This is a genomic window from Rhizobium croatiense (genome assembly GCF_019793465.1).
Lineage (GTDB): Bacteria > Pseudomonadota > Alphaproteobacteria > Rhizobiales > Rhizobiaceae > Rhizobium > Rhizobium croatiense.
Genome location: NZ_JAILYJ010000013.1, coordinates 53,824 through 79,876 on the forward strand (window position 1 = coordinate 53,824; position 26,053 = coordinate 79,876).

Annotated in this window: 26 protein-coding genes; 13 read left to right on the top strand and 13 right to left on the bottom strand. The window is 60.7% G+C overall.

The window, feature by feature from the left end; genetic code table 11:
• Positions 1-28: 28 nt before the first annotated feature.
• Genes K6M89_RS20675 through K6M89_RS20690 form a run of 4 tightly spaced genes read right to left on the bottom strand, consistent with a single transcriptional unit; the run spans position 29 to position 2,787 of the window.
• Positions 29-406 (bottom strand): helix-turn-helix domain-containing protein, encoded by a 378-nt coding sequence (locus tag K6M89_RS20675; RefSeq protein ID WP_222140785.1) that lies wholly within the window; start codon positions 404-406, stop codon positions 29-31.
• On the bottom strand, positions 403-969 hold the full coding sequence (locus K6M89_RS20680; RefSeq protein WP_222140786.1) for a Smr/MutS family protein: 567 nt from the start codon (positions 967-969) through the stop codon (positions 403-405). The genes K6M89_RS20675 and K6M89_RS20680 overlap by 4 nt, the downstream gene beginning before the upstream one ends.
• The gene (gene mltA / locus K6M89_RS20685) at positions 969-2,090 is read right to left on the bottom strand and encodes a murein transglycosylase A (RefSeq protein ID WP_222140787.1); all 1,122 of its coding nucleotides are present in this window, start codon (positions 2,088-2,090) and stop codon (positions 969-971) included. Before mltA ends, K6M89_RS20680 begins: the two co-directional genes overlap by 1 nt.
• Entirely contained in the window at positions 2,083-2,787 is a 705-nt protein-coding gene (locus K6M89_RS20690) for a Tim44/TimA family putative adaptor protein (RefSeq protein WP_222140788.1), read from the bottom strand. The genes mltA and K6M89_RS20690 overlap by 8 nt, the downstream gene beginning before the upstream one ends.
• Positions 2,788-2,918: 131 nt before the next feature.
• On the opposite strand from K6M89_RS20690, the gene K6M89_RS20695 reads away from it, so the two are divergent.
• Together K6M89_RS20695 and secB are read left to right on the top strand one after the other, a co-directional pair.
• Complete coding sequence (locus K6M89_RS20695; RefSeq protein ID WP_313140750.1) at positions 2,919-3,425, top strand: FxsA family protein; 507 nt, start codon at positions 2,919-2,921, stop codon at positions 3,423-3,425.
• Positions 3,426-3,526: 101 nt separating this feature from the next.
• Positions 3,527-4,009, top strand: a complete 483-nt coding sequence (gene secB / locus K6M89_RS20700) for a protein-export chaperone SecB (RefSeq protein ID WP_037115887.1) — start codon at positions 3,527-3,529, stop codon at positions 4,007-4,009.
• Between the two features lie 111 nt (positions 4,010-4,120).
• Here secB and dnaQ read toward each other — a convergent pair whose 3' ends face one another.
• The 5 genes from dnaQ to K6M89_RS20725 are packed head-to-tail and all read right to left on the bottom strand — an operon-like array spanning position 4,121 to position 7,751.
• Positions 4,121-4,846, bottom strand: a complete 726-nt coding sequence (gene dnaQ, locus K6M89_RS20705; RefSeq protein WP_222140790.1) for a DNA polymerase III subunit epsilon — start codon at positions 4,844-4,846, stop codon at positions 4,121-4,123.
• The gene (gene coaE / locus K6M89_RS20710; RefSeq protein WP_222140791.1) at positions 4,839-5,450 is read right to left on the bottom strand and encodes a dephospho-CoA kinase; all 612 of its coding nucleotides are present in this window, start codon (positions 5,448-5,450) and stop codon (positions 4,839-4,841) included. The genes dnaQ and coaE overlap by 8 nt, the downstream gene beginning before the upstream one ends.
• Positions 5,450-6,304, bottom strand: a complete 855-nt coding sequence (locus tag K6M89_RS20715) for a shikimate dehydrogenase (RefSeq protein WP_097584008.1) — start codon at positions 6,302-6,304, stop codon at positions 5,450-5,452. The genes coaE and K6M89_RS20715 overlap by 1 nt, the downstream gene beginning before the upstream one ends.
• Positions 6,297-6,896 carry a Maf-like protein gene (locus K6M89_RS20720; protein WP_222140792.1) on the bottom strand — a complete coding sequence of 200 codons (600 nt, stop codon included), beginning with the start codon at positions 6,894-6,896 and terminating at the stop codon, positions 6,297-6,299. The genes K6M89_RS20715 and K6M89_RS20720 overlap by 8 nt, the downstream gene beginning before the upstream one ends.
• Positions 6,897-6,929: 33 nt before the next feature.
• Entirely contained in the window at positions 6,930-7,751 is an 822-nt protein-coding gene (locus K6M89_RS20725; protein ID WP_037115893.1) for a pyruvate, water dikinase regulatory protein, read from the bottom strand.
• A gap of 400 nt (positions 7,752-8,151) precedes the next feature.
• Between K6M89_RS20725 and hemE the strand changes: the two genes are divergently transcribed.
• The 8 genes from hemE (at position 8,152) to K6M89_RS20765 (ending at position 16,920) form a co-directional block, all read left to right on the top strand.
• The gene (hemE, locus tag K6M89_RS20730; protein ID WP_222140793.1) at positions 8,152-9,183 is read left to right on the top strand and encodes a uroporphyrinogen decarboxylase; all 1,032 of its coding nucleotides are present in this window, start codon (positions 8,152-8,154) and stop codon (positions 9,181-9,183) included.
• Positions 9,180-9,722: a protoporphyrinogen oxidase HemJ gene (gene hemJ / locus K6M89_RS20735; RefSeq protein ID WP_222140794.1), complete on the top strand. Its 543-nt coding sequence runs from the start codon at positions 9,180-9,182 to the stop codon at positions 9,720-9,722. The genes hemE and hemJ overlap by 4 nt, the downstream gene beginning before the upstream one ends.
• A gap of 198 nt (positions 9,723-9,920) precedes the next feature.
• On the top strand, positions 9,921-11,186 hold the full coding sequence (gene rho, locus K6M89_RS20740; RefSeq protein ID WP_003571435.1) for a transcription termination factor Rho: 1,266 nt from the start codon (positions 9,921-9,923) through the stop codon (positions 11,184-11,186).
• Positions 11,187-11,288: 102 nt separating this feature from the next.
• The gene (mnmE, locus tag K6M89_RS20745; RefSeq protein ID WP_222140873.1) at positions 11,289-12,605 is read left to right on the top strand and encodes a tRNA uridine-5-carboxymethylaminomethyl(34) synthesis GTPase MnmE; all 1,317 of its coding nucleotides are present in this window, start codon (positions 11,289-11,291) and stop codon (positions 12,603-12,605) included.
• 68 nt (positions 12,606-12,673) lie between these two features.
• Positions 12,674-14,551, top strand: a complete 1,878-nt coding sequence (mnmG, locus tag K6M89_RS20750; protein WP_222140795.1) for a tRNA uridine-5-carboxymethylaminomethyl(34) synthesis enzyme MnmG — start codon at positions 12,674-12,676, stop codon at positions 14,549-14,551.
• A 24-nt stretch (positions 14,552-14,575) separates the two neighbouring features.
• Positions 14,576-15,193 carry a 16S rRNA (guanine(527)-N(7))-methyltransferase RsmG gene (gene rsmG / locus K6M89_RS20755; protein WP_222140796.1) on the top strand — a complete coding sequence of 206 codons (618 nt, stop codon included), beginning with the start codon at positions 14,576-14,578 and terminating at the stop codon, positions 15,191-15,193.
• Between the two features lie 19 nt (positions 15,194-15,212).
• The gene (locus K6M89_RS20760) at positions 15,213-16,007 is read left to right on the top strand and encodes a ParA family protein (protein ID WP_038692104.1); all 795 of its coding nucleotides are present in this window, start codon (positions 15,213-15,215) and stop codon (positions 16,005-16,007) included.
• A 31-nt stretch (positions 16,008-16,038) separates the two neighbouring features.
• Positions 16,039-16,920 (top strand): ParB/RepB/Spo0J family partition protein, encoded by an 882-nt coding sequence (locus K6M89_RS20765; protein ID WP_222140797.1) that lies wholly within the window; start codon positions 16,039-16,041, stop codon positions 16,918-16,920.
• Here K6M89_RS20765 and holA read toward each other — a convergent pair whose 3' ends face one another.
• The 3 genes from holA to leuS are packed head-to-tail and all read right to left on the bottom strand — an operon-like array spanning position 16,921 to position 21,113.
• A complete protein-coding gene (gene holA / locus K6M89_RS20770; protein ID WP_222140874.1) occupies positions 16,921-17,961 on the bottom strand; it encodes a DNA polymerase III subunit delta in 1,041 nt (346 codons plus the stop codon).
• A gap of 10 nt (positions 17,962-17,971) precedes the next feature.
• On the bottom strand, positions 17,972-18,493 hold the full coding sequence (gene lptE / locus K6M89_RS20775; protein WP_222140798.1) for an LPS assembly lipoprotein LptE: 522 nt from the start codon (positions 18,491-18,493) through the stop codon (positions 17,972-17,974).
• Entirely contained in the window at positions 18,483-21,113 is a 2,631-nt protein-coding gene (leuS, locus tag K6M89_RS20780; protein ID WP_222140799.1) for a leucine--tRNA ligase, read from the bottom strand. The genes lptE and leuS overlap by 11 nt, the downstream gene beginning before the upstream one ends.
• A 201-nt stretch (positions 21,114-21,314) precedes the next feature.
• On the opposite strand from leuS, the gene K6M89_RS20785 reads away from it, so the two are divergent.
• From K6M89_RS20785 to K6M89_RS20795, 3 genes are all read left to right on the top strand, one after another.
• Complete coding sequence (locus K6M89_RS20785; protein WP_222140800.1) at positions 21,315-21,974, top strand: YggS family pyridoxal phosphate-dependent enzyme; 660 nt, start codon at positions 21,315-21,317, stop codon at positions 21,972-21,974.
• 135 nt (positions 21,975-22,109) lie between these two features.
• On the top strand, positions 22,110-24,020 hold the full coding sequence (locus K6M89_RS20790) for a propionyl-CoA synthetase (protein WP_222140801.1): 1,911 nt from the start codon (positions 22,110-22,112) through the stop codon (positions 24,018-24,020).
• Positions 24,021-24,274: 254 nt separating this feature from the next.
• Positions 24,275-25,210: a flagellin N-terminal helical domain-containing protein gene (locus K6M89_RS20795; protein WP_097583986.1), complete on the top strand. Its 936-nt coding sequence runs from the start codon at positions 24,275-24,277 to the stop codon at positions 25,208-25,210.
• 80 nt (positions 25,211-25,290) lie between these two features.
• On the opposite strand, the gene K6M89_RS20800 is transcribed toward K6M89_RS20795, so the two are convergent.
• Complete coding sequence (locus K6M89_RS20800) at positions 25,291-25,998, bottom strand: DUF1013 domain-containing protein (RefSeq protein WP_097583984.1); 708 nt, start codon at positions 25,996-25,998, stop codon at positions 25,291-25,293.
• Positions 25,999-26,053: the final 55 nt, after the last annotated feature.

Consider the following 26,053-nt stretch of genomic DNA (forward strand, 5'->3'; position numbering starts at 1 on the left):
TCCCCTGAACAAGCCATAAAACAGGGGATTATGACGCTTTTCCGTCGCCTTTGCCGCCATTTTCGAGAAGAGCCGATAACCGGGCGATCTCAGCGCTGTCAAGCTCGCGGATCCGCCGGGCCAGCCGGTTGGCAAATTCGGTATATTCCGGCGGCAGGCCCGAGGTGTCGATGACGACGCGCGGGTCGGAGGAACGGGCGAGCAGGAACAGTTCCTCGGCCTCGTCCCAGATGATGTTGAAATAGCCGGCGATGCGCTGCAGAAGATCGAATGTCGGCAGACCGCGCTTGCCATGTTCGAGCGCCGAGAGATAGGCGGGAGAGACGTTCAGCGCTCCCGCCATCTCCTTCTGCGAGACGCCCTTGCGCGCCCTCAGCCGGCGAACCGCCTCGCCGAAGGGGGTCATGGCCGTTCCCCATGCCGCCGCGCCAGGCGGATATAGAGCGCGCCCTCGCCGCCATGATGCTGTGCGGCCGGCTCATAGGAAGAAATCAGGTAGCGGAATTCCGGCTTCGAGAACCAGAGCGGCACGGCCCGCTTCAGCGCACCGGCACTGCCCATCGAACTGCCCTTGCCGGTGATGACAAGCACGTGGCGCATGCCGCGCTCATGGGCGCGGATCAGAAAATCGAGGAGGATGACATGGGCCTCGCTTTGCACCAGGCCGTGTAGGTCGATGCGCGCCTCCAGAGCGAGCCGGCCCTTGGCGATCTTGCGCTTGACCGGCTTTTCCAGCGGATGATGCACCCCGGCCGGCCGTTTCGACGCCGACGGCATGGCCGGATGTTCCGGCGTAAACGAGGCGGGCAGCTTTTCGGCCTTCTCCCGTTCCGCCGCCGCTTCCGTCTCGGCGAGAAAGGTATCGAGTTCGCTCAGCTCACCTGCCTTGCCGGGCATCGGCCGCGTGCTGCGAGCAACCTTGCCCCAGAGAATCCTTTCATCGGCGCTGAGCTTGCGATCCTTGGCCATCAGTCGAATCGTCCGGCGGCGGCATTGGGAATGAGGACAGCGAAATCGGCGGCGTTGCGGACGGTGCCCGCTCTTTCTCCCGCCATATCCCCCGAGCCGGTGAAGATATCGCCGCGCGCCGGCCCGACGATCGCCGAGCCGGTATCGAGCGCCAGCATCAGCCTGGCGAAGGCCCGGCCATCGTCGAGATGGGTGAGGCTTTCGGAGCGGATGAAAAAGGGAAAGCCGAAGGTATGGATCAGCCGATCGACGGCCAGCGAGCGGCCGGCAAGAAGCGGCACCTTGGCGGCCGCGATCGGACCGGCCTCAGGATCGGCGACCGCCGCTTCCCGGAAGAAAATATAGGAGCGGTTGTGCCATAGCACTTCGTCCACCCGCTCGGGATTGCGCGCCAGCCAGGCGCGGATCGACTGCATCGAAATCTCGGCTCGATCGATTTCTCCGCGCTCGATCAGCAGCTTGCCGATCGCCGAGAAGACATGACCGGCCTTCGCTGCGTAGGTGATCCGGCCGATATGGCCATCTCTGTAACGTAGCCGGGCGGCGCCCTGCACATGGACGAAGAAGACATCGACCTTCGACTTCGCCCAGGCGATTTCAAGGCCGCGGCCTTCGAGGAAACCCTGGTCGATCGCGCGGCGGTCCGGATAGGCGCCGATGCGGCCGTCATCATGGCGGCGGCCGAACGCATAGGCCTCGTCCAGTTCGGCCGGGCGATTGCCGTCGTCGAGATCGATCAGATCGTCCGGACGGCGATAGAAGGGAAAACGAAAAACGTCATCCGGCGTTTCTGATACCTCGATCTCGGGCTCGTAGAAGGCGGTGACGAAGCCGGGATTGCCATCCTTGCGGCTGATCAGGAAGGGCCGGCAGTGTGTTTCGAAAAAGCCGCGTGCCGATGCGGGAGAGGACGGTGTGAAATCTTCAGCGGCGATCAGAAGCGGAAGCAAATCCTCCGAACTCAGGCCGAGCGAGCCGGTGCGGTAAGGTTTGACCTCGGTGATCTGGCGCCGACAGCATCGCATGACTTCAAAAAGGCCGGAGGGATCATCATCCTTCCAGCCTTCCAAAGTGTCGAAGCTTATGGCCTGCAGGACGAAGTCCGATGCGTGGTCACTCATGTTCCGATTCGGTCGCCACAAGTTTCCAGTTCGGATCGCGCGAGCGGGTATCGCGGGCGAAGGTCCAGAGGTCATTGACCTCGGCGACGTTCTCGGCATCGCCTTCGATCAGCGCATCCGCCTTGTCGTAAGTGGCCGATATCAGCTGGCTGACGATGCGCACGGTGATCTGCGCTTCGCTGCCTTTCGTCTCGGCATGGGTGATTTCGGCCTTGTCGATTCCGACGAAAGTGGACTTCACTTTCTCACCGCGGGCTTCGCGCTCGCCGATCGCCGCATCGAAGCCCTCATAGACTTCGCGGGACAGCAGGTTCTTCAGCGTTTTCCGGTCGCCGTCGGCATAGGCCATGACGATCATTTCATAGGCCATGCGGGCGCCGTTCAAAAACTCCTTCGGGCTGAAGGAGGGATCGGCCTTGTTCAAGGCACGCAGCGATTCGTTGAGCGGCGTTCCGGGTGCGGCAACGGCATCGATGGCGGCGAAGCGATCCTCGTCCTCGGCCGTCGTGTCACGCCGCGGCAGCGTCACGACCTTGCCGGCATCGGCGGCTTCAGCGGGCGCCGCGTCCCGCGGCGTATAGAGATCGCGCGGCGGCTTCTCGTTTCCCGTGCGGCGGCCGAGCACGGAGCGGAGCTGAAAGAAAATCAGCACCGCCGCCACCAGGAAGAATAATGTGATGAAGTCGTTCGAACTCATATCGTATCGCAACCGCCGTTAACATCTCTGATTTGTACTCCCATATAGTCCGCCTATACAGATGATTCAAATGATGGCTGGCATCTTCGCCGCCGCCAAGAGGAGACCGGCCAGTCCGGGACATGACGACCATGCGTTTTTCAATCCTTCCGGCTTTCATTCTGCTGCTGCCGCTGGGCGAAATTGCCGGTTTCGTCGTCGTCGGCCGGGCGCTCGGCTTGGCGCTGACACTTGCGCTCGTCGTAGCGAGCTTTGTTTTCGGCGTGGCCCTGCTGCGCCGCCAGGGCATCGGTATCCTGCTCCGCATGTCGAGCGAAGGACGAAACGGCGTGATGCCCGGCAGCGATCTGCTGAAGCCGGCGATGAACGTCATCGCCGCGCTGCTTCTGATCATTCCCGGCTTCCTCACCGATATCATCGCAATCCTCATACTCATTCCGCCGGTGCGCGATCTCGTCTGGCGCTCGATCGCCAAGCGCTTCGTCGTCGTCAACCCCGAGCGTGGCTTTTCCGCCGGCCCGAAACCGGATTTCCGCGACGGCAACCGGAATTCGAAGGTGGTGGATCTCGACGAGGAGGATTATCATCGGCAGCCGGACCGCAACTCGCCGTGGTCCGGCAAACATCTCGGTGATTGAGGTGCTTCGACCGAGCAACGGCGCCCAGCGCCCAGGGTTGTAAGCCCTTCCCCGAAATGTTAGATGGCGGCACCATTCCCATGCCCTTCGAGGAAAAGCCAATGGCAGACGACAACAACAGCAACGGTGCGACCAACCCCACCCTTTCGATCCTTGCGCAATATACGAAGGATCTGTCCTTCGAAAATCCGGGTGCGCCGCGTTCGCTGCAGGCCCGCGACAAGGCACCGACGATCAACATCAATGTGAACGTCAACGCCAATCCGCTTTCCGACACGGATTTCGATGTCGTGCTTTCGCTGAATGCCGAAGCCAAAGACGATGACAAGACGGTGTTCCACACCGAACTCGTCTATGGCGGCGTCTTCCGCGTTGCCGGCTTTCCGCAGGAGCACATGCTGCCGGTTCTCTTTATCGAATGCCCGCGCATGCTCTTCCCCTTCGCCCGCCAGATCATCGCCGACGTGACCCGCAACGGCGGCTTCCCGCCGCTGATGATCGATCCGATCGACTTCACGCAGATGTTCGCCCAGCGCGTTGCCGAAGAGCAGGCCCGCGCCAAGGTTCAGGCTGTTCCGAACTGATCGAATTCCTTCGGTTCTGTCATGCGGATGCCCGGGCAAGTCCCGGGCATTTTCAATTCAGCGCCGCGCGTCTAGAGACGGGCAAAAGACGTTATGTCCCGATTTAGGGAATCACGCAGGCGGGCTGCCAAATTTCGACCAGATACCTTTTTCGCCGAGCTTGGCGACCAGCGCCTCATGCGCCTGCGCTTCGGCCTGGCTGAGGCGGGGCACAAGCGGACGGGGCCGCTCAAGCAGCGCTGATATCACGCCATCATCTTCCATCGCCATTTCGCCGCGCGCCGCCTGGCCGGATTGGCCCGATAGGCCGAGGCCAAGGGCCGCCTGCCGGCCGCCGATCATTTCGATATAGACTTCGGCCAGCAGTTCGGAGTCGAGAAGCGCGCCGTGTTTGGCGCGGTGCGAATTGTCGACGCCGTAACGCCGGCAAAGCGCGTCGAGCGAATTTGGTCCCATCGGATGTTTGCGCCGCGCCATGGACAGCGTATCGACCACCCGTTCCGGCAGGATCGGCGGCAAACCGATTCGCGCGAATTCAGCATTGATGAAGCCCATGTCGAAGGTAGCGTTATGGGCGATCCATTTGGCATCGCCGAAAAAGGCGAGAATTTCCTCGGCGACCTCGGCGAAGGCTTTCTTGTCCTTCAGGAATTCGTCGGTAATGCCGTGCACGGCGAGCGCATCCGGATGGACCTTCTGATCTCCCGGATTGATGTAGATATGAAGCGTGTTGCCGGTCGGGAAGTGATTGAAGAGTTCGATGCCGCCGATTTCGATGATGCGGTCCATCCGGTTGTCGAGACCGGTGGTTTCCGTATCGAAAATGATCTCACGCATTCCGGAAATCTCCCTTGGCAATTCGTATTTTCAGATCGGCGACGATCTCAAGCACCCGTTCCCTCGTCTGCTCGATGCTGTGGCTGGTGTCGATCAGGTAATCGGCACGGCGCCGTTTTTCCGCATCCGGCGTCTGGCGAGAGAGAATCATCTCGAATTTTTCCTCGGTCATGTCTTCGCGCGCAAGCACCCTCTGACGCTGAATCTGTGGATCGGTGCTGACGACGACGATGACATCCACCCTTTCCCAGGCGCCGGTTTCGAAAAGCAGCGGGATATCGAGCAGAACCATCTCGGCGCCGGCGGCGCGGTGGTGCGCCAGAAATTCCGTCTCGCGATTGCGGACCAGCGGGTGAACGATCGCCTCCAGCCGTTTGAAGCCGTCGGGATCGACCGCCAGCTGGCGGCCGAGTTCGTGCCGGTCGACCACGCCGTCCTTCATCGTGCCGGGAAAGGCGACATCCACCAGCGGGGCAGCCTCGCCGGCATAGAGATCGTGGACCACGGCATCCGAATCGTTCAGCGGGATCCCGGCCTCGGCAAAGAGCTTGCCGGCCGTCGACTTTCCCATTCCGATCGAGCCGGTCAATCCGATCTTCAGCATCAGTGTGCTTCCATATCCGCAATGATCAGTGCACGCAGTGCGGCGTCGACGACGGGGCGCTTGCCGAACCATTTCTCGAAGCCCGGCACGGCCTGATGCAGTAGCATGCCGAGACCATCGACGATCGCAAAGCCCTGCTCTTGCGCCTGCGCCAGGATCGGCGTCTTCAGCGGCACATAGACGATATCGGTGACGACGGCGCCGGCCGCAAGAGTGAAATCGAGCTGCGGTGCCGCCTCGCCATCCATGCCGAGCGACGTCGTGTTGATAAAGAGGCCGGCGCCTTTCATGACCTCGGCAAGCGCACCGGCCGGATGGGCGTGAACCTTCGGGCCAAAGCGGTCGGCCAGTTCGCGGGCCCGTTCGACCGTACGGTTGACGACGTGAATTGTCTTGAAGCCGCGGTCGCGAACCGCCTGTATGACGGCCCGGCTGGCGCCGCCGGCGCCAAAGATCACGGCCGTGTCATGCCGGTCCCAGCCCGGATGGCATTCGTCAAGGTTGGCAGTGAAACCGCGGCCATCTGTATTTGTCGCGTGGAGAAGGCCATCCTCCAGCCACAGCGTGTTCGACGCGCCGAGTTCGCCCGACAGCGCGTCCGGTTTGTCGGCGAGGCGGAAGGCCAACTCCTTGTGGGGAATGGTGACATTGCCGCCGGCAAAACCGGAACTGCCGTCCTTCAGCGAAGCGATAAAATCGGCAAAGGCTTCCGGTGCGACTTCGTGAGCGCGGTAGCTGCCCGGCAGGCCGAGCGTCTTCAACCAATATCCGTGGATCAACGGCGAGCGCGAATGCTTGACCGGAAAGCCGGTGACAAACGCTTTCGGCCCGAATGTTTCACGTGAATCACCCATCGATCGCTCCGAGTTCGCGCAATTTCTTCAGAAGCGGCAGCATCGGCAGGCCGAGGATGGTGAAATAATCACCTTCGATTTTCTCGAAGAGCTGAATGCCCTGCCCCTCCAATTGATAGGCGCCGACGCTCGAAAGCGCTCTGTTGCCGACCCGCGCCAGATGCCCGGCAATGAAATCGGTCGTCAGCGGCCGCATCGTCAGTTCCGCATGGGCGAGATGTTCCCACAGAACCACGCCATTGTTGACGATGGCAACGGCGCTGTTCAATCGATGCGTTTTTCCCTTCAGGGCGTGAAGATGGCTCGCCGCGTCGGCCATGTCCTTCGGCTTGTGGAAGACGCGGTCGCCGAGCGACATCGTTTGATCCGAACCGATAACCAGGCTGTCCGAAAAACGGCGGCTGACATCCTCGGCCTTGGCCCTGGCCAGGGCGAGGGCAACGGCATCCGGCGTCGCTCCGGCCTTTTCCAGCGGCGCTTCCAGCGCCCTTTCATCGATCCTTGCGGCATGCGCCTCCAAGGACAGACCGGCATTTTCCATCAGCATCCGGCGAAACGGGCTCGACGATGCAAGGATGATTTTTGTTGTCATAGGTTCCTCGGAGTGCCGGCTTTCCGTCAGCGCTTAGCGCAGCTTCGGGCGCAGGGCAACGATTGCCGCGGCGGTTTCCTCGATCGAGCGGCGGGTCACGTCGATCAGCGGCCAGTTGTGACGGGCGCAAAGCGAGCGGGCATATTTCAGCTCCTCGGAAATCGCGGCGCGATCGGTATAGTGTTCACGATCGAAGCCCTGGGTCGCTCCGAGGATGCGGTTTTCCCGCACCTGGGAGATGCGGTCGGTGGTGGCGATCAGGCACACGATCAGGGGTTTGGTCGCGACAAGTAGGCTCTCGGGCAATGGCACGCCGTAGACGATCGGAATGTTGGCCGTCTTGATGCCTCGGTTGGCGAGATAGATGCTCGTCGGTGTCTTGGACGTCCGGCTGATGCCGATGATGACGACATCGGCATCGTTGTAATCGTCCGGCATCTGGCCATCGTCGTGATCCATGGTGAAATTCAGCGCTTCGATGCGGGCGAAGTAGCCGGCATTCATCACATGCTGGGCTCCAACCCGGCGACGCGACGGAGCGCCGAGATAGATCTGAAACGCATTCATGACCGGCTCCAGCACATTGACCGAGGCGACGCCCATTTCGGTGCAGCGCTCGTCGATTAGGCTCGCCAGTTCCCGGTCGACGATGGTGTAGAGCACGATGCCGGGCGCATCGTCGATCGCCTGCAGAACCGGCAGCAGCTGTTTGCGGTTGCGGATCAGCGGATAGACGTGCTCGATCGGCTGAGCGGATCGGAACTGCGCCGAGGCGGCGCGGCCGGCAGAGATCAGAGTCTCTCCCGTCGAGTCAGAAATCAGATGCAGATGAAAGAAGTTCGTTCTGTTCTCCACGCTATTTTCCGCTGCCTGTTGAAAACACTGGATGATGGAGAGCTAAGGCGGCGAGGCTGCCTCGGGCAAGGGAAAACATGCCGCCTTATCCACATTTCGAATTTTGCTGGTCGGTTTTGCCAGCTCCTGTGGAGGATGGGGACGAAATCGGTTTGTCGACGAAAGCTCCACAAGCTATCCACAGAAAGGAGAAAATTGCTTGCCGGGCAAGATTTTGGAATCATTTCCGGATTCGCCTTCTCCCCGAAATTTCGCAGAATCAGAAAATTCTTTTCGAGTTTTGGTGCGGACGCGCGACAAATGGCATCGGCTGTGGATGGATTTTAATCCTTGATAGACACCGACTCTAAGAAATAGAAACCTTTTAAAATATCTTTGATTTTTTATAGGGAAGAAGCGCTTGAGCGACACGCGCCGAAAGATCATGAGGGTTCTCGATGGCGAAAGCCTGAGCCCTCCTCCTCTCTGGCTGATGAGGCAGGCGGGACGTTATCTGCCGGAATACAGAGAGACCCGGGCAAAGGCCGGAAGTTTTCTCGATCTCTGCTACACGCCCGATTACGCCGTCGAGGTGACGCTGCAGCCGATCCGCCGCTATGGCTTCGACGCGGCCATCCTGTTTTCCGATATTCTGGTCATCCCCGATGCAATGAAACGGAATGTCCGGTTCACTGAAGGGCATGGGCCGGAGATGGATCCGATCGATGAAGCCGGGATCGGGCGATTGAACGGAGAAGAGGTCGTCGCCTATCTCAGACCGGTCCTGGAAACGGTGCGACGGTTGCGGGAGGAGTTGCCTGATGAAACGACCCTGCTCGGCTTCTGCGGCGCGCCCTGGACGGTTGCGACCTATATGATCGCCGGACACGGCACGCCGGATCAGGCCCCTGCCCGTCTCTTCGCCTACAAATATCCCCGCGCTTTCGAACATCTGCTGATGTTGCTTGCCGACGTTTCGGCAGACTATCTCGTCGCCCAGATCGACGCCGGCGCCGATGCCGTTCAGATCTTCGATTCCTGGGCTGGGGTTCTCGGGGAGAAGGAGTTCGAAGCTTTCGCGGTCAGGCCGGTTGCGCGGATGATCGCGTCGATCAAGTCGCAGCGCCCGCATGCGCGCATGATCGCCTTCGCCAAGGGGGCCGGCTATCAGCTCAAAACCTATCGTCGGAAAACCGGCGCCGATGCAATCGGCCTCGACTGGTCGGTCCCATTGGCCTTTGCCGCCGAACTTCAGAAGGATGGACCGGTGCAGGGCAATCTCGATCCGATGCGCGTCGTCGCCGGCGGCCGGGCGCTGGAAGAGGGTATCGACGATATTCTGCAGCATCTCGGCCATGGACCGCTGATCTTCAATCTCGGCCACGGCATCACGCCGCAGGCCGACCCGGATCATGTGCGTCAGCTGGTCGAACGCGTGCGGGGCGCGAAGTGACGGCGGAAAGGCAGACGGATCGGAAAGCTGGCGCTTATGCTCGGCGCCGTGCCCATTTTGCACTGGCCTTCTTCGCGCTGATGGCGGTCGGGCTTTTCGCCTGGAACCCCGACAACCTCTATCTCTGGATCAAGGCGCTTCACATCATCGCGGTGATTTCCTGGATGGCCGGACTGTTCTACATGCCGCGGCTGTTCATCTATCACACCGACGCGAAACCGGGCTCGGTGCAGTCGGAAACCTTCAAGGTGATGGAGCGCCGGCTGCTGCGGATCATCATGACGCCGGCGATGATGCTGACCTGGATCTTCGGCCTCTATCTTGCCTGGTCGGTCTATGGATTCCAGGGCGGCTGGCTGCATGCCAAGATCGGTCTGGTCGTGCTGCTGACCGCTGTTCATATGTTCTTCAGCCGTGCTGTCGGCGCTTTCGAGCGCGACGAAAATCGCCGCTCGGCACGCTATTGGCGGTTCATGAACGAGGCGCCGACACTGCTGATGATCCTGATCGTGATCCTCGTGGTGGTGAAGCCGTTCTGAGGAAAATCCTCCTCAGGTTAAATTTGCTTCATTTTAATCAGCCCCCTTGCGGCGGCGATTGCGACTCGCTATTTTCCGCGCATCTCATCTACGTGGCATGTGTGAAGAGTTCAGTCGTCTGCGAGCCCCTTCCGCAGTACCGAATACGACCCAACATCGCCTTTCCCCTTCGAAAATGAAAAGAGTATTGGTCACTTCATGGCTGAAATGAAGCTTCAGGAACTTAAGAGCAAATCCCCGACGGATCTTCTCGCTTTTGCCGAATCGCTCGAGGTCGAGAATGCAAGCACGATGCGCAAACAGGAGCTGATGTTTGCGATCCTCAAGATGCTGGCCAGCCAGGATGTGGAGATCATCGGCGAAGGGGTGGTCGAAGTGCTGCAGGACGGCTTCGGCTTCCTGCGCTCGGCCAACGCTAACTACCTGCCCGGCCCTGACGATATTTATATCTCGCCGTCGCAGATCCGCCGCTTCTCTTTGAAGACAGGCGACACGGTCGAGGGACCGATCCGCGGACCGAAGGAAGGCGAGCGCTATTTCGCGCTGCTGAAGGTCAACACCATCAATTTCGACGATCCGGAAAAGATTCGTCACAAGGTTCATTTCGACAATCTGACGCCGCTCTATCCGAATGAGCGCTTCAAGATGGAACTCGACATTCCGACCTCCAAGGATCTGTCACCCCGCGTGATCGATCTCGTCGCGCCGCTCGGCAAGGGCCAGCGCGGATTGATCGTCGCGCCGCCGCGCACCGGTAAGACCGTCCTTCTTCAGAACATCGCCCATTCGATCACGGCCAACCACCCGGAATGCTATCTCATCGTTCTTCTGATCGACGAACGTCCGGAAGAAGTGACGGACATGCAGCGTTCCGTCCGCGGCGAGGTTATTTCCTCGACCTTCGATGAACCGGCGGTGCGTCACGTCCAGGTGGCCGAAATGGTCATCGAAAAGGCCAAGCGTCTCGTCGAGCATGGCCGCGACGTCGTGATCCTGCTCGATTCGATCACACGTCTCGGGCGCGCCTATAACACGGTCGTCCCCTCCTCCGGCAAGGTGCTGACGGGTGGTGTCGACGCTAATGCGCTGCAACGGCCGAAGCGCTTCTTCGGCGCCGCGCGCAACATCGAGGAAGGTGGTTCTCTGACCATCATCGCAACGGCGCTGATCGATACCGGCAGCCGCATGGACGAAGTGATCTTCGAAGAGTTCAAGGGCACCGGCAACTCGGAAATCGTCCTCGACCGCAAGGTCGCCGACAAGCGCATCTTCCCGGCGATGGACATCCTCAAGTCCGGCACGCGCAAGGAAGACCTGCTCGTTCCACGCCAGGATCTGCAGAAGATCTTCGTACTTCGTCGTATCCTCGCTCCGATGGGCACCACCGATGCGATCGAATTCCTGATCGACAAGCTCAAGCAGACGAAGAACAATTCCGATTTCTTCGACTCGATGAATACCTGATCCTTAGCCGGATTCATCCTTTGAGAGCTGGCGCATCGCCTCGATGTCGCCTGCTTTTTGTTTGAGAGGAATCGATTCGGATTCGAACTGACAAGCGGATGCATGGCCATGGTTGATACGATTTATGCGCTTTCGAGCGGCGCCCCGCCCTCGGGTGTTTCGGTCATTCGCATCAGCGGTCCGTTGACCAGAGATCTTCTGGTCAGGCTGACCGGGTCGGTGCAGCCCGATCGGCTGGCTTCCTACCGAACGATTCGGGCACGTAATAACCAGCCGATCGATAGCGGTCTGGTCCTGTTTTTCCCCGCTCCGAACTCGTTTACGGGCGAGGATGTCGCCGAGCTGCAGATCCACGGCAGCAAGGCCGTCCTGGCAGCGCTGTTTCAGGCGCTGGGTGATACTCCCGGTGTTCGTATGGCGATTGAAGGCGAGTTTTCGCGACGGGCTTTCGAAAACGGCAAGCTTGATCTTGTCGAGGTTGAGGGCCTGGCCGATCTCATCGGGGCTGAGACCGAGATGCAGCGCCGCCTTGCCGTGGAACACAGCGCTGGTGGTGTCTCGGCAGTATACGATTCGTGGGCGGAACGATTGACCCGCGCGCGCGCCTTGATCGAAGCGGAACTCGATTTTGCCGACGAGGATGATGTCCCGGGGTCGGTGTCGGATATGGTCTGGGCCGACATGGATCGCCTTCGCAATGATATCCGGCATCATCTCGACGCGGCTTCGGCGGGCGAAATTATCAGGGACGGCTTTAAGGTGGTCATCGCCGGCGCGCCGAATGCGGGAAAATCGAGCCTGCTTAATGCACTCGCCCGACGTGACGTCGCCATCGTCACGGATATTGCCGGGACCACCCGTGACGTCCTACAGGTCGATCTCGACGTTGACGGCTATCTTGTCAAACTCTATGACACGGCCGGTCTGCGTGAGGCGGACGACCGGGTGGAGATGGAAGGCGTGCGGCGGGCGCGGGTTGCGCTTCGCGATGCCGATCTTGTGCTGTTGTTGGTCGATGTGAGCGATCCCGTTATTCCTGCCGACTTGGACCAGGCTTTGCCGCATGTTAGGGTCGGAACGAAGAAGGATCTCATCGAGACTGGCTCCGATCGATATGATCTGCGAATTTCGACGGCAACTGGTGAAGGCCTGCCGGAATTGCGGGCGCTGATCGGGCGCGTCGTCAGAGAGCGGTTTAATGGCCTGTCTATGGCGATCCCGAGCCGACAGCGGCATAAGGATTCGCTGGCGAAATGTTTGGCAGCGCTCGATGCGGCAATCTCGCAGAGCGAGTCAAATCTCGAACTGCGCACGGAGCAGCTTCGCCTGGCGGCTGAGTATTTGGGACGGATTACCGGGCGGGTGGATGTCGAGCAGCTGCTCGATGTGATCTTCTCGGAGTTTTGTATCGGCAAATGATTCACGTGAAACCTTCTTGAGGCTGTCGCCCGAGTTCACGTGAAAACCCCGCCGAGTTGGAGTTTGAGATGACCGGCAATGTCTATGATGTGATTGTGATCGGCGGCGGCCATGCGGGCACGGAGGCTGCCAGTGCAGCTGCGCGTCTCGGCGCGAAAACCGCCTTGGTCACTCACAGGCGAGACACGATTGGTGTCATGTCCTGCAATCCGGCGATTGGCGGGCTTGGCAAGGGACATCTGGTCCGCGAGATCGACGCGATGGACGGTCTCATGGGCCGGGTCGCCGATCTAGCCGGTATCCAGTTCAGAATGCTGAACCGGAAGAAGGGTGCGGCCGTCCGCGGTCCGCGAACGCAGGCGGATCGCAAGCTGTATCGACTGGCGATGCTGGCGGCGATCGAAGCGACACCAGGCTTGGATATCGTCGAAGGCGACGCATTCGATCTCGACGTCGTTGATAACCGTGTTGCCGGCGTGATCATGAAGGATGGCCGGCAGCTGAAAGCGCCGGCAGTCGTGTTGACGACCGGCACCTTTTTGCGCGGTCTGATCCATATCGGTTCGCAAAAGACACCCGCCGGCCGCGTCGGCGAACCTCCTTCGCTCGGGCTGTCGGCCACTCTGGCCCGGCTGGGGCTGCGCCTGGGGCGATTGAAGACGGGCACGCCGGCCCGGCTGGATGGCAAGACGATCGACTGGCAGTCCGTCGGTCGGCAGGGTGCGGACGAGGATCTCGTGCCCTTTTCCTTCATGACGGATTCGATCACGACGCGGCAGATCGAATGTGGCGTCACCAGGACGACGGAAGCGACGCACCGGATCATCGTGGACAATATCAAGCGCTCGGCCATGTATTCCGGTCAGATCGAAGGCGTCGGTCCGCGTTATTGCCCATCCATCGAGGACAAGCTGGTCAAGTTTGGCGAACGCGATGGCCATCAGGTCTTTCTCGAACCCGAGGGCATCGACGACGATACGGTCTATCCCAATGGCATTTCGACGTCGTTGCCAGCCGAGGTCCAGGCGGAATTCATGAAGACCATTCCCGGACTCGAGACGGCGCGGATCCTCCAGCCGGGTTATGCCATCGAGTATGATCATGTCGACCCGCGGGAGCTGACGCCGTCGCTTGAAGTCAAGCGACTAAGCGGCCTGTTTCTCGCCGGCCAGATCAACGGGACCACCGGTTATGAGGAGGCAGCGGCGCAGGGGTTGGCGGCGGGCTTAAATGCTGCACTGCGAAGCAACGATTCGGATCCGTTCCATTTTAGCCGGACGAACTCTTACATTGGGGTGATGATCGATGACCTCACGTCGCGAGGCGTTACGGAACCGTATCGGATGTTTACGTCGCGCGCGGAGTACCGTTTGACTTTGCGGGCCGATAATGCCGATGTTCGACTGACACCGCTCGGAATGCGGCTTGGCTGCGTCAGCAGTGCACGCGAGCGGCGATTCACGGCCTATCAAGCAGAAGTCGACGCCGGGCGAGCCCAGCTGATGTCGCTGACGGTGACCCCCAATGAAGCGCGGCGCGCCGGCCTGAACATCAATCTGGATGGTCAGCGCCGGACGGCCTATGATTTATTGTCCTATCCTGATTACAACTTTGCCGCCCTCCGGCAGGTCTGGCCGGATGCCCTGGGCGCGATCCGACCGACGGTTGCCGAGGCGTTGGAGATCGAAGCGGGCTACTCCGTTTATCTCGACCGGCAGGCTGCGGCCATTGCCGACCAGCAGCGCGACGAGGAGCGGCGTATCCCCGATGATTTCGATTATTCTGCGCTTTCCGGCTTGTCGAACGAGCTCAAGACGAAGCTTAGTACGGCCCGTCCGTTCAACGTCGCGCAGGCAGCCATTGTCGAGGGCATGACGCCGGCTGCTATTGCGCTGCTGCTGGTGCATTTGCGCCGGCGCAGCGGTGCAGAGCGCCAAACTGCCTAACACAAGATTGAGAGTTCTTTGAGAATGGAATTGAACGGTTTGCGTGTTTCACGTGAAACACAGGCACGACTCCGCCAGTTTGCGGCACTCTTTCAGAAATGGGCAAAGGCCATCAATCTCGTTGCGCCATCGACGCTCGATGATCTGTGGCGGCGTCATATCGCGGACAGCAGCCAGATCTTTCAGATTTATCCCGAGCCGGTTCGCTGGGTCGATCTTGGCAGCGGCGGCGGCTTTCCCGGCGTGATTACCGCGATCTTCCTAGCGGAACTGCAGGATGGGTGGGTGCATCTTGTCGAAAGCAACCACAAAAAGGCAGCATTTTTGCGAACCGCACTGCGGGAGACAAATGCACGCGGCAGCGTTCATGCCATTCGAATCGAGGATGCCCATTCCGAGATCGGCGAGTGTGATGCGATTTCAGCCAGAGCCCTCGCCGACCTCGACGGGCTGATCGGTTATGCAGCGCCTTGGATGCTTGGCAAGGAAAATTGTCGTGGGTTTTTTCATAAAGGCCGGGATTACCTGAGGGAAATCGACGAAGCACGTGGCCGGTGGGAATTCGATCTGTTAGAACATAAGAGCGCCGTCGAGCAGGAATCTGTTATTTTGGAAATATCGAATCTCCGGCGCTTGGTTTAACAGATCGGATATTGCGGCAATGGCTGGCGAACGACATCGGATAATCACCATCGCAAATCAGAAGGGTGGCGTTGGCAAAACGACCACTGCCATCAACCTAGCAACAGCGCTGGCCGCCATCGGCGAGCGCGTCCTGATCGTGGATCTCGATCCGCAGGGCAACGCCAGCACCGGCCTCGGCATCGACCGTCGCGATCGCAAGCTTTCCTCTTATGACCTGATGGTTGGAGAGCGCGGAATCAGTGAGGTGACGCTGGAAACTGCGGTTCCCAACCTGTTCATCGTGCCATCGACCATGGATCTGCTCGGGATCGAGATGGAGATCTCACAGCAGAGCGATCGAGTCTTCAAATTGCGGAAGGCACTGTCGTCCGCTGAAGCCATGGCATTTTCCTATATTCTTCTCGATTGCCCGCCTTCGTTCAATCTGCTGACGATGAATGCGATGGCGGCAGCCCATTCGGTGCTGGTGCCGTTGCAGTGCGAATTTTTCGCGCTCGAGGGGCTGAGCCAGCTGCTCGAAACCGTCAGCCAGGTGCGTCGGACGGTCAACCCACGGCTGGATATCCAGGGCATCGTCCTGACGATGTTCGATGCCCGCAACAACCTTGCCCAACAGGTTGTCAATGATGTGCGCACGCATCTCGGCGAGAAGGTTTACCATACGTTAATTCCGCGCAATGTCCGGGTGTCCGAGGCGCCCTCCTACGGCAAGCCGGCCATTCTCTATGATCTGAAATGCGCGGGCAGCCAGGCCTATCTGCAGCTGGCCTCCGAGGTCATTCAGCGGGAGCGCCAGAGACTGGCTGCGTAAAATCATTTCAGGATGCAGGTGAGTGTAGATCATGAATGACGATGTATCGAAAAGGCGATTGGGCCGTGGTCTTGCGGCGCTGATTGGTGAAATGGATCAACCTGTTCCGGTGGAGGCTGAGCGAACCGTCAGCGCCGATCGGATGATCCCGATCGAGTTCGTCAGTCGCAACCCCCGCAACCCCCGTCGTTTCTTCGACGACACCGAATTGCACGATCTTGCCAGCTCCATCCGCCAGCATGGCATCGTGCAGCCGATCGTGGTGCGAACGATGGAGCGGGACCGCTATGAAATCATCGCCGGCGAACGGCGGTGGCGCGCAGCGCAGCTTGCCGGCCTGATCGAAATCCCCGTCATTGTCCGCGATGTCGACGATAAAACGGCGCTTGAGATCGCCATTGTCGAAAACGTGCAGCGCGCGGATCTCAATCCTCTTGAAGAGGCGCTGGGCTATGAGCAGCTTATCGCGGAATATGGCTATACCCAGAATGATCTTGGCGAAATTATCGGCAAGAGCCGCAGCCATGTCGCTAACTCGCTGCGTTTGCTGAAACTGCCGGATCCGGTTCGCGATCTGCTGGCCGCCGGCAGTCTTTCGGCCGGACATGCGCGTGCGCTGGTGTCGACGCCCGATCCGGCAAGCCTTGCTCGCACGATCGTTGCCAAGGGCATGTCGGTGCGTGATGCCGAAAAGCTGGCGCAGAACAATATCAAGGCGCAATCGGAGCCGCAGCAGACGGCCACGCGCCGCGATCAAAAGGACTCGGATACGCTGGCGCTGGAACGCACGCTGTCGGATGCCCTCGGACTCGAGGTGTCAATCAATCACAAAACGAGCGGCGGCCAGATCAAAATTTCCTATAAGTCGCTCGAGCAGCTCGAGGAAGTCTGCCGCTTGCTGGAACGGCGTTAATCACGCCGACTTGCGACCGGATTGCAGGGTGGTGGAGAGAAGTGTTTGCATCGCAACGCTGTCTTCCAGCACCTGCCGACGCCGGCTCTGAAGAATGGCCGCCTGCAGCCGGTTGGATTCACGCGCGATGCTTTCCGCGGACCACTGGCGAAGCGCCTGCTCGAGGATCGGCTTGCGGCGAAAATGCAGATGCCGTCCCATCGTCTGCATCACCTGCGGCGCCTGCTGGCGCTTTTCTTCCATCTCTGCACGCATGGTATCCAGAAGCTGGAACTGCTTCAGACAGGCCTGCAGCACGAGAAAGATCGCTGTTTTCGAACTGCTGATCTTTTGCATGGCATGGATGAAGCCGTTGAGGTCGCCGCCGAGGATGGCGTCGACGGCGTCATCAACGGAGATCGCGCTGGCATCGCCGATTATTTCGGTAACGTGATGTTCTTCGACCGTATCGAGGCCGCGGCAGTAAAGGGCGAGCTTGCGCACTTCATTGCGTGAAGCGATACGATCGCCGCCGATCAGCGCGATCAGCGCCTGACGCGCCGCCGGTGTAATACCGATCTTTTCCGCCCCGAGTTCAGCATCGACCAAGCCGTTCAAGGCGCGGCTGTCGTCGGCATAAGACGGCACCGCCATGACGGCTCGCGCGGCTTCCGCCGTCTTGCGCAGCAGCGATCCCTTTTTCAGATCGCCGGCCTCCACGATCAGATAGGCGGCCTCGAGCGGTTTTTCAGCCAAGAGCGCCAGGGAATCGACGAGGTATTTCTCGTTGGCGGCGCCGCGGATCCAGATGAGTTTTTCGCCGCCGAACAGCCCGATGGATTGGGCCTCGTCAACCAGTCGCCCGGGATCCTTCTGCAGATCGGCGATATCGAGTTTTGTCAGCGAAAAAGGGTCGTCCAGCGCGACGCCGGTCTTGCCGGCGAGCTGACCGGCGCGCTCGGACACTAGACCCCGATCCGGCCCGTAAATGACGAAAATCCGGTAGTTCCGCACCGATTTCTGCAGAAAGGTTTCGAACTCGTGGGACTTGATCTCCGCCACCTGCCCGCCCTCAGCGGCCGAGAGCAGCGGCGAGATCGGCCCCGACGAATTCCGCCGTCTGATCGGCGGCGCGGTTCTCGGCATCGCGAATCGCCCTCTGCTTGGCAAATTCCTGCTCGGAGAAATCCACCAGCGCGGTCGCCTGGCGGCTGCCGGCCTTGATGACGCGACCGTCGGCGATGGCGCTCAGCGTATAAGTGACGGTGACGGTGACGCGACCGGCGCGCGACGTATCGCCGGATTGCCGCAGGAGCGTATCGGCGACGCTCGACGTGGCCCGCAGTTCAACGTGATACTGCGGATTTGCCGCTTCGCCGGCGCCGCGCGACGCCAGGAAGGTCAGCCGATTGCGCACCTGTTGTTCGATGCGGCCGGATGCATCGGAAAATCCGACCGAGGACAGCTTTTCGGTGACGCCCGAGCTCTCGGAATAAAGCGGCCGGACCTGGCAGGCCGACAGAAATGTCGCGGCGGCAAGGATCATGGCGATGCCGGCATTGCGGGCCAGCTTGCGAGCGATTTCAGACGACAATGTTCACAATCCTTTGGGGAACCACGATGATCTTCTTCGGTGCCTGACCGTTCAGCACATGTTTCACCGCGTCCAGTTCCAGCACGGCGTCGGTGACGGCATTCTGATCCGCATCGCGAGAAATTGTCAATTCGGCGCGCTTCTTGCCGTTGATCTGCACGGGCAGGACAACGTCGTTTTCAACAACGAGCGCTTCGACGAAACGCGGCCAGTCGGTGCGGGCAAGCAGCCCCGTATTGCCAAGCGTTGCCCAGCATTCTTCAGCGAGATGCGGCGTCATCGGGGCGACGAGCTGAATCAGAATTTCGGCTGCGTCGCGCACGGCGGCACGATAGGCGATATCGCCCTCACCTGCCGCAACCCTCGTCAGCGGCGCAGCGAGCGCATTGACGAGCTCATAAATGCGGGCGACGGCCTTGTTGAACCAGAGCTTGTCGTAGTCGTTCTGAACGGCCTTTAGCGTCTTGTGCGCCGCCTGCGAGATCGCCAGCGCCTCGCCCTCGCTTGCCGGTGCGGCTGCAACGGTCGACAGGACGCCGGCCGCTTCGGAAATCAGCCGCCACAGGCGCTGGGTGAAACGGTGAGCCCCTTCGACACCCGCTTCGGACCAGATGACGTCGCGCTCCGGCGGAGAATCGGACAGCACGAAGAAGCGGGCGGTATCGGCGCCATAGGAGGCGATGATATCGTCGGGATCCACGACATTCTTCTTCGATTTCGACATCTTCTCGATCGAACCGATGGCGACCTCCTCGCCTGTCGCCAAGAGCAGGGCGCGGCGTTTGCCGTCGATCTCCTCGATGCGGATATCGGCGGGAGCCACCCATTCACGGCCGGCGCCGGCGTTGCGGCTGTAGGTCTCATGAACCACCATGCCCTGGGTGAACAGGCCCTTGAAAGGTTCGCTCGCCGCGACGTGACCGGTTTCGCGCATGGCGCGGGTAAAGAAGCGCGAATAGAGCAGATGCAGGATCGCGTGCTCGATGCCGCCGATATATTGATCGACCGGCAGCCAACGGTTAGCCGCCTCAGGATCGGTCGGCTTGCCCTCCCACGGCGCGGTAAAGCGGGTGTAATACCAGCTCGAATCGACGAAGGTGTCCATCGTATCGGTCTCGCGGCGGGCAGCCTTGCCGCAATTCGGGCAGGCGACGTGACGCCAGGTCGGATGGCGGTCGAGCGGGTTGCCCGGCTGGTCGAAGCTGACGTCGTCCGGCAGTTTTACCGGCAGATCCTTCTTCGGCACCGGCACGACGCCGCAGGCATCGCAATGGATGACCGGGATCGGGCAGCCCCAATAGCGCTGGCGCGAAATGCCCCAGTCGCGCAGGCGGAAATTGATCTTCCGCTCAGCCACCGGCGTATTGCCGAGCGAAGCGGCCGACAACCGGTCGGCAACGATATTGAAGGCCTCTTCGGTCGTCTTGCCGTCGAGGAAGCGAGAATTGATCATGACGCCATCGCCGTCATAGGCGGTATCGCCGACGGAAAAGCTCGCAGCGTCGCCATCGCTCGGCATGACCACGGGCACGACCGGCAGGCCGTATTTGCGGGCGAAATCGAGGTCGCGCTGGTCACCGGAGGGGCAGCCGAAGATCGCGCCCGTGCCGTAATCCATCAGTACGAAATTGGCGATATAGACGGGCAGCTCCCAGGAGGGATCGAGCGGATGGCGCACACGGATGCCGGTGTCCAGGCCCTTCTTTTCGGCGGTCTCGAGTGCTGCGAGCGAAGTGCCGGCGCGGCGGCATTCCTCGCAGAAGGCCTCGATCTCGGCGTTCTTGGCGGCGGCATCCTTGGCCAGCGGATGGTCGGCGGAAATCGCCAGGAAGGAGGCGCCGAACAGCGTATCCGGCCGGGTGGAATAGACGGTAATCTCGCTTTCGCCAGCCGGCGCCGTTTCCGGCACGATCTCCCAGCGAATGGTCATGCCTTCCGAACGGCCGATCCAGTTCTTCTGCATCAGGCGAACTTTTTCCGGCCACTGGTCGAGCGTATCCAGCGCGTCCAGCAGGTCCTGGCTGAAATCGGTGATCTTGAAGAACCATTGCGTCAATTCACGCTGTTCGACCAGCGCGCCGGAACGCCAGCCGCGGCCGTCGATCACCTGTTCGTTGGCGAGCACGGTGTTGTCGACCGGATCCCAATTGACCTTCGACTGCTTGCGGTAGACCAGGCCCTTCTCCAGGAAATCCACGAAGAGATGCTGCTGGTGCTGGTAATAGTCGACGTCGCAGGTGGCGAACTCGCGGCTCCAGTCCAGCGAAAGCCCCATGGCCTTCAGCTGCGCCTTCATCGAGGCGATGTTCTGATAGGTCCAGGAGGCGGGGTGAACGCCGCGTTCCATGGCGGCGTTTTCCGCCGGCATGCCGAAGGCGTCCCAGCCCATCGGATGCAGCACGTTATAGCCGCGGGCACGCTTGTAGCGGGCAACGACATCGCCCATGGCGTAGTTGCGGACATGGCCCATATGGATGCGCCCCGACGGATAGGGGAACATTTCGAGGACGTAATATTTTTCGCGCGGATCGGCGTTGTCGGTCTCGAAGACCTTGTCTTCATTCCATTTCTGCTGCCAGCGGGGCTCGGCATCGCGCGGATTATAACGTTCGGTGGCCATTGTATTCAAAATTCCGGAAAATCAGGGGAGGTTGGTCGAGACCTTCACCATGAAACCACCGTAGCGTCAAGTTTTGCAGGCGCTGCGAGCGCCCGATCTTCATTCCGGCCGGGCGATTTCGCGGCAGCGGGTCTTGGCAAGCACAGAATGGCTGGCTAGTTCATTGCCATCACTCTCGTGCTGAAATGTCGAGGCAGAACGATGGAACTTCAAGAGCGCTTGAACGACGTGCGATCGCGGATTGCCGCCGGAGAACGCCAGGCAGGCCGTGCGGCCGGCTCGGTTCGGCTCGTCGCGGTGTCGAAGACATTCGAGGCGGAGGCGATCCGCCCGGCGATCGAAGCCGGGCAGCGCATTTTCGGCGAGAACCGGGTGCAGGAAAGCCAAGGCAAATGGCCGGCGCTGAAGGCAGAGAATCCCGATGTCGAACTGCATCTGATCGGACCGCTGCAGTCGAACAAGGCGGCCGACGCGGTGGCGCTTTTCGACGTCATCGAGACCGTCGATCGGGAAAAGATTGCCCGCGCCCTTGCCGAGGAGATGAAGCGGCAAGACAGGAAGCCGCGGCTTTACGTTCAGGTCAATACCGGGCTCGAGCCGCAGAAGGCCGGCATTGCCCCTGACGACACGCCGGCCTTCGTCTCGCTTTGCCGTGGCGAGCTCGGTCTTCCGATCGAAGGTCTGATGTGCATTCCGCCGGCCGAGGAAAATCCCGGACCGCATTTTGCTCTGCTGGCAAAGCTCGCGTCGAAATGCGGCGTTGAGAAACTCTCCATGGGCATGTCGGGCGATTACGAGACAGCGATCGCCTTCGGCGCCACCAGCGTCCGCGTCGGATCGGCGATTTTCGGCGCGCGCTGATACGCTGCTTTGGTCGGGCTTCCCGTTCGGCGCAACCCGTTTTAAGCCTCTCTATGCCGCCCAAAACTGCTGCGCACTTTTGCGCCGACATGCAGTAGACTGATCTTGCGGCTTGCATGTCCTGGGGAGGAGCAGATGCAGAACGGCTATCATCTGGCCTATGCGGCCTGGAAACGCGATCCCGAAGCCTTCTGGCACGAAGCCGCCGCCGAGATCGACTGGTTCAAGCCGCCGGAGCGGGTGTTTTCGCCTGGTGACGGTATTTACGGCCTGTGGTTCCCGGGAGCGGAAACCAATACCTGTCACAATTGCCTGGACCGGCATGTGACGGCCGGACGCGGCGGCGAGACGGCTATCATTTTCGACAGCGCCATGACCGGCGAGAAGCGCCGGTTCTCATATGACGAGGTGCTCGGCGAGGTGAAGGCCATTGCCGCGACGCTGCTGGCGTTCGGCATCGACCGAGGCGATCGGGTGATCCTCTATATGCCGATGCTGCCGCAGGCAGTGTTTTCCATGCTTGCCTGCGCGCGGATCGGTGCGGTCCATTCCGTCGTTTTCGGCGGGTTTGCCGCCAGCGAGCTTGCGGCGCGCATCGACGACAGCGGCGCCAGGCTGGTCATTACCGCAAGCTGCGGGCTCGAGCCCGGTCGCGTCGTCGCCTATAAGCCGCTGGTCGATCAGGCGATCGAGATTGCGCGGGTAAAGCCGGAGCGCTGTCTGGTGCTGCAGCGGCCGCAGCTTCAGGCAGAACTTGTCAGCGGCCGCGATGAGGATTTCGAGGCAGCGGTGGCGCGCCATCGCGGCGCCGAGGTGGCCTGTGTTTCCGTCAAGGCGACCGATCCGCTCTACATTCTCTACACCTCCGGCACGACCGGCCAGCCGAAGGGCGTGGTGCGCGACAATGGCGGCCACATGGTCGCGCTCAACTGGTCGATGCGGAATATCTACGGCGTGACGCCGGGCGAGGTCTTCTGGACGGCCTCCGATATCGGCTGGGTCGTCGGCCATTCCTATATCGTCTACGCACCGCTGATATCGGGCGTGACGACCTTGATCTTCGAGGGAAAGCCGGTCGGCACGCCCGATGCCGGCGCATTTTGGCGCGTTGTTGCAGAGCACGACGTGCGCGTGCTCTTCACGGCGCCGACCGCCTTTCGCGCCATCCGGCGGGAGGATGGGGACGGCGAACTGATCGCGAACTACAAGATGCCGAACTTGCGGGCGCTGTTTCTTGCCGGCGAGAGGGCGGATCCGGAGACCCTGAAATGGGCCGAACGCATGCTTGCCATCCCCGTCATCGATCACTGGTGGCAGACGGAGACCGGCTGGCCGATCGCCGCAAATCCGCTCGGCCTCGGCGCCCTGCCCGTCAAGCATGGTTCGCCGGCACTGCCGATGCCGGGCTACGAGGTGACGGTGCTCGACGATGCCGGCCATCCGATCGAGGCGGGGACGCTCGGCAATATCGTCATCAAGCTGCCCCTGCCGCCCGGCTGCCTGCCGACCCTCTGGCAGGCGGACGACCGTTTTCGATCGGCCTATCTCGATGAGTTTCCCGGTTATTACAAGACCGCCGACGCCGGCTATGTCGATGAGGACGGCTATCTCTTCATCATGTCGCGGACCGACGACATCATCAATTGTGCCGGTCATCGGCTCTCGACCGGTGCGATGGAGGAGGTCTGCGCGCGGCATCCCGATGTCGCCGAATGCGCCGTCATCGGTGTCATTGATGCGCTGAAGGGTCAGGCGCCCTGCGGCTTCCTGGTGCTGAAGCGGCATGTGCAGCGCGAATCGGCGGCAATTGAATCAGAGGTCGTGGCGATGATTCGCGATCAGATCGGGCCTGTCGCCGCCTTCAAGACGGCGATCACCGTCAACCGATTGCCGAAGACGCGGTCGGGCAAGATCCTGCGCGGCACCATGCAGAAAATTGCTGACGGCATACCCTGGAAAATGCCCGCAACCATCGATGATCCGGCGATTCTGGAGGAGATCGCCGAGGCGCTGCGCAAGCGCGGTTTCGGCTCTCTGCCGATGTAAAAATTAAGCATTCATAAGCCTAATTGAGGAATTGTTAACCATCTTGCGCAAGGATTTGTTAACGGCAATGGCTTGCATAGCAGGCTTTGCATGACGCGGTCGCCGTTACCGGCCTGCTGCATAATTCCCTAAATCGGAATCGATTTAAGGATAAAATCATGCAGCAGTTGAAGTGCTATAGCGTCCTTTGCGCGTCTGAAAGACGCGCGGCGCTGTAGTCCGGAATGCCCCTTTCTCCGATTGTGGAGCGGATCATGACGAGCATCCTCACCAACAACGCTGCCATGGCAGCGCTGCAGACTTTGCGCGGCGTAAACGATAGCCTCAAGGACACCCAGGGTCGCGTTTCCTCCGGTTATCGTGTCGAGAAGGCCGCCGACAATGCCGCATACTGGTCGATCGCCACGACCATGCGTTCCGACAACCTGGCGCTTTCGGCCGTCTCCGACGCTCTCGGCCTCGGTGCGGCCAAGGTCGATACCGCCTATGCGGCTATGGACAGCGCGCTTGACGTCGTCAGCGAAATCAAGGCGAAGATCGTTGCCGCCACGGAAAAGGGCGTCGACAAGACAAAGATCCAGCAGGAACTCGACCAGCTGCAGGAGCAGCTGCTCAGCATTGCCCAATCCGCATCCTTCTCCGGCGAAAACTGGGTGGCCGGCGCTTCCGGAACGAAGAGCGTCGTCTCCTCCTTCGTCCGTGACGGCAGCAATGCCGTTTCGGTGAAGATGACCGATTATGTGCTCGATTCAGGCTCGCTCGGCAATGTGCTCTTCGGCATGACCAGCACGGGTGCGATCGAGACGAGCAGCGGTATCATCGGCACCGCCTTCAACGGCACCTATGGCGGCACCGTCATCGTCATGCCGTCGATCTATGATCTCGACATTACCGGTTTCACCCAAGGCCAGCTTGACGCAGCCCTGACCGGGATCGAACTGGTTCTCGGCGCCATGACCGCTGCCGGCTCCGCTCTCGGCTCGATCTCGACGCGCATCCAGCTGCAGGAGAATTTCGTCAGCGGTCTTCACGATTCCATCGACTCGGGCATCGGTCGCTTGGTCGATGCCGATATGGAAGAGGAATCGAGCAGGCTCTCGGCGTTGCAGACGCAGCAGCAGCTTGGCATCCAGTCGCTTTCGATCGCCAATAGCTCGGCACAGAACATCCTCACCCTGTTCCGCAGCTGACGCGGGGACAGAGGATCCTCAATAAAAACCCCGCCGGGCGGTTCGCTCGGCGGGGTTTTCCTGATGAGATCGCGGATATCTCAGTACTGATCTTCCTCGTCCTCGTCCTTCGGAGCCGAGCGCAGCGAGCTCAGCTTGCGGAACACGGCATCGGCGTCGATTTCCTTTTCCTTTTCCTCCTCGCGCTCGTAGCTCGGGGTCAGGCGCTCGGTTTCCTGGGCCGATTGCAGCGTCGCGCCAAGCTCGGCGGCGGTCGGCAGCGGTCGGCCCTTGGAGGCCTTTTCCACTTCCATGTCGAGGTCGATCTGGCTGCAGAGGCCGAGCGTCACCGGATCCATCGGCGCGAGGTTGGCGGAGTTCCAGTGGGTGCGCTCGCGGATCTGCTCGATCGTCGATTTCGTCGTGCCGACGAGGCGGGAAATCTGCGCGTCCTTCAGCTCCGGATGGTTGCGAACGAGCCAGAGAATGGCGTTCGGACGGTCCTGTCGCTTGGAAACCGGGGTATAACGCGGGCCACGGCGCTTGGATTCCGGCACGCGCACCTTCGGTTCGGAGAGCTTGAGCTTGTGGTTCGGATTGGCTTCGGCGCGGGCGATCTCGTCGCGTGAAAGCTGACCGGTCGAGATCGGATCGAGGCCCTTGATGCCCTGCGCCGCTTCTCCATCGGCAATCGCCTTGACCTCGAGCGGATGCAGTTTGCAGAACTGCGCAATCTGATCGAAAGACAGCGCCGTGTTGTCGACAAGCCAGATGGCGGTCGCCTTCGGCATGAGCAGTGTTTGAGCCATGGATATAGTCCTTCTATCGTCCGCGCCGGTCGCGGTCCGTGGATTGTCACCACAA